Below are 3,635 nucleotides of genomic sequence, written 5' to 3'. Positions count from 1 at the left end.
AGGGGGTCGAGCCTATGGGGCGCGGCCGTCAGAAGGCCAAGGCGACCAAGGTCGCTCGCAAGCTCAAGTACTTCAGCCCGGAGACGGACTACGCGGCGCTCGAACGGGAGCTCGCCACAGCGTCCTCCGCGGCATCCCCCGACACCCGAAGCGACGAAGACATGTACGAGGAGTTAGCCGCCAAGTACGGCGTCGACGACTGGGACGACGAGGACGACAGCGCCTGAGCCCGGATGCGACGGTGCCGAGCGCACTGTCGACTTCCGGCACGGGACGCGGCGGGCTCGAGCATGGGTCCGTGGCTGCGTAGACGCCGCCGACGGCGCGCTTGCGTGCCCACGGCCGGGCTCAGCTCGACGCCGTACGTTCCCGCTAAGCGGTGCGGTAGGTCCCCCGCAGGTCCACGGCGCCGCCGTCGACCCCCTTGGTGCCGGCGACCAACCGGCCCCGGGGCTCATAGTCGACGGCGTCGTGGACGGCGCCCAGCACCCAGGCGGGCAGGCCCGTGCCCTCGGCTCCGTGCACTACGGCGTCGACGGCATCGGCGGCCACCACGGCCACCATGCCCACCCCCAGGTTGAGTGTGCTCTCCAGGTCGTCCCAGGGAACGGCGCCTAGCCTGCGCACGACGTCGAACACTGCGGGCACCGTCCAGGAGCCGCGGTCAACTTCGGCGACGGTCCCGGCGGGCAGCACACGCGCCAGATTCGCCCCCAACCCGCCTCCGGTGACGTGGGACAGGGCGCGGATGCGCAGCCGGTCCGGATCGGCGTCGGCGGGGTCGACCTGAGTGATCAGGTCCAGCAGCACCCGCGTGTACAGGCGCGTGGGCTCAAGCAGCTCCTGCCCGAGGGCACGGCCGAACTCGGGCACCTCCCGGTCCAGTCGCCAGCCTGCCTGTTCCACTACGCGCCGCACCAGCGAGTAGCCGTTGGAGTGCAGGCCGGAGGCGGCCAGAGCCACGAGCACGTCGCCGGGCCGCACCCGCTGGGCGCCGAGTGCCCGGTCGGCCTCCACCACGCCGGTGGCCGCCCCGGCGACGTCGTACTCGGCCGGGCCCATGAGACCGGGGTGCTCGGCCGTCTCCCCGCCCAGCAGGGGGGTATCGACGGCGGCACAGGCCCGGGCGATGCCACGCACAATATCGGCGATGCGCTGCGGCACCACCTTGCCGCAGGCGATGTAGTCGGTCATCAGCAGAGGACGAGCCCCGACCACCACGATGTCATCGACAACCATGCCGACCAGGTCCTGACCGATGGTGTCGTGCAGGTCGAGCGCCTGGGCGATGGCGACCTTGGTGCCCACCCCGTCGGTGGAGGTGGCCAGCAGCGGCCGGCGATAGGCGCGCAGCTCGGAGACGTCGACCATTCCGGCGAATCCACCCACTCCCCCGACGACGGCGGGCGTCATAGTGGCGGCCACGGAGGCCTTCATCAGTTCCACGGCCCGGTCCCCGGCAGCCGTATCCACACCGGCGGCGGCGTAGGTGATGGGCGCGGGGGCATCTGCGGCGGGTGCGCTCTGGCTCATCGGGAGGTTCCTTCCGGTGCGGTTGCGGGAACGGGGACGGATTCGCCTGGGGCGTCAACGGGTGTGAGGCGGGGGCTGCCGGCGCTCAGATCCGGGCGGGTGACTCGGCGCGTGGCCGGACCACCGTCGGCTCCCGCACCGTTGCGACGCCGGTAGACGCCGGGGACGCGGACCGACGCCAGGGCACCGGGCAGGGCACCAGTGCCGGGCGGGGCGATGGGATAGTCACCGGTGAAGCAGGCGGTGCACAGCGCGTCAGCGCGCTGGCCGGAGGCGGCCACCATGCCGTCCACGGAGAGATAGCCGAGGGAGTCGGCGCCGATGGAGTCGCGGATCTCCTCCACGCTCATGCCGTTGGCGATCAGTTCGGCGCGCGTGGCGAAGTCAATGCCGTAGTAGCAGGGCCACAGCACCGGCGGGGAGGATATGCGCACATGCACCTGCGCGGCGCCGGCCTCCCGCAACATGCGCACCAGGGCCCGCTGGGTGTTGCCCCGCACGATCGAGTCGTCGACGACGACCAGGCGCTTGCCGGCGATCACCTCCCGCACCGGGTTGAGCTTGAGGCGGATGCCGAGCTGACGCAGGGCCTGGGTGGGCTGGATGAAAGTGCGCCCCACATAGGTGTTCTTAACCAGCCCCTGCCCGTAGGGAATGCCGGAGGCCTGGGCGTAGCCGATGGCGGCGGGGGTACCGGACTCGGGGGTGGCGATGACCAGGTCGGCCTCCACCGGGTGTTCGCGGGCCAGGGCCGCCCCCATGGCGTTGCGGGCGGCGATTACGGAGCGGCCGGCGATGCGTGTGTCGGGGCGGGCCAGGTAGACGTACTCGAAGACGCAGCCGGCCCGCCGGGGGGAGGCGAAATGGGCGGAGCGCACGCCGTTGGCGTCGATCTCAATGAGTTCTCCCGGTTCGATCTCGCGAACGACGGCGGCCCCGAGAATATCCAGGGCGGCGGTCTCGGAGGCGACCACCCAGCCGCGCTGCAGGCGGCCGAGCACCAGGGGGCGCACACCGTGGGGGTCGCGGGCGGCATACAGGGTGTGCTCGTCCATGAACACCAGCGAGAAGGCGCCGCGCAGCAGGGGCAACACCCGCCGGGCCGTGGCGGAGATACTCAGCGGCGGGGCGGCGTCGGCATCCGCGACAGGCAGATAGAGGGGGGTGTCGGCGTCGACGGCGCCGTAGTCCCAGGCGTCCAGGCGGCCACGCTTGGAGACCAGTTCCATGAGGGCGGCGATGACGGCGGTGTCCGTGGAGGATCCGCGGCCGAGTTCACCGGTGAGGTCCTCCCCGCTGGTGCGGTGTACCGCCTCCATGAGTTCGCGGGTGTTGGTGAGATTGCCGTTGTGGGTCAGGGCCAGGGTAGAGCCGGCCACCGGTCCGAGCATCGGCTGGGCGTTCTCCCAGGTACCGGCTCCCTGAGTGGCGTAGCGGACGTGGCCGACGGCGAGGTGCCCGGTGAGGCTGGACAGGGTTCCGTCGTCGAACACCTGGGAGACCAGGCCGAGATCCTTGTAGACGAGGATGTTGGTGCCGTCGGTGGAGGCGATGCCGGCGGCCTCCTGGCCGCGGTGCTGCAGGGCGTACAGGCCGAAGTAGGTCAGGCGGGAGGCGTCCTCCCCCGACGCCCAGACGCCGAAGACGCCGCACTCCTCGTTCACCTCTGCGCCAGGGGCGAGCAGTGGTTCGGGATGCGGATGGGCGAGCGCGTCGTTTAGGGGCGGGGTGGTCAGGCCGGAGTCGCCAAAGCTCACGCCGGTATTCTTTCACAAAGCCACCGCCCCCGCCGAAACCGGAACTTGTAACACACCGAGACCGGCACCAGCGTGTCGAAGTCGGCCGTATCTACCGACCTCGACACGCTGTTCGCCGACCTAGGCGTTGGTCAGACCCGACCGGCCCGGCGAACGCGCAGCAGCGCGCCGCCACCTGTGAGGCCAAGAGCAAGCACGCCGAGGGCGATCGGTGCGCCGGTGCGGGCCAGCGGGCCTCTCTTACCACGCCCCGTGCCGGACGTCGGAGTTGGGCCTGCCTTCGGTGTTCCGGCGGTCTGTCCGCCGGGAGTCGGGCCCACCGGCGTTCCCGGCGTCGGCGTTCCC

At 71.3% G+C, this 3,635-nt stretch carries 3 protein-coding genes; 1 reads left to right on the top strand and 2 read right to left on the bottom strand.

The window, feature by feature from the left end; all coding sequences use genetic code 11:
* Nucleotides 1–14: 14 nt before the first annotated feature.
* Nucleotides 15–227, top strand: coding sequence for a DUF3073 domain-containing protein (locus Q4A20_RS14600; RefSeq protein ID WP_303124090.1), 213 nt, complete (start codon nt 15–17; stop codon nt 225–227).
* Nucleotides 228–372: 145 nt separating this feature from the next.
* Here the strand turns inward: Q4A20_RS14600 and purM are convergent, their stop codons facing one another.
* Both purM and purF read right to left on the bottom strand, forming a co-directional pair.
* Nucleotides 373–1,533: a phosphoribosylformylglycinamidine cyclo-ligase gene (gene purM, locus Q4A20_RS14595; protein ID WP_303124088.1), complete on the bottom strand. Its 1,161-nt coding sequence runs from the start codon at nt 1,531–1,533 to the stop codon at nt 373–375.
* Nucleotides 1,530–3,218: an amidophosphoribosyltransferase gene (gene purF / locus Q4A20_RS14590; RefSeq protein ID WP_303124089.1), complete on the bottom strand. Its 1,689-nt coding sequence runs from the start codon at nt 3,216–3,218 to the stop codon at nt 1,530–1,532. The genes purM and purF overlap by 4 nt, the downstream gene beginning before the upstream one ends.
* Nucleotides 3,219–3,635 lie beyond the last annotated feature (417 nt).

Origin of the sequence: Actinomyces sp. (assembly GCF_030530635.1) — a bacterium.
Taxonomy (GTDB): Bacteria; Actinomycetota; Actinomycetes; order Actinomycetales; family Actinomycetaceae; genus Actinomyces.
This window is presented reverse-complemented; position numbering and strand designations above follow the sequence as displayed.

Bases quoted from the DNA above. Each gene is read 5' to 3' on its own strand.
- Q4A20_RS14600 (WP_303124090.1), top strand. From the start codon at position 15: ATGGGGCGCGGCCGTCAGAAGGCCAAGGCGACCAAGGTCGCTCGCAAG.
- purM (WP_303124088.1), bottom strand. From the start codon at position 1,533: ATGAGCCAGAGCGCACCCGCCGCAGATGCCCCCGCGCCCATCACCTAC.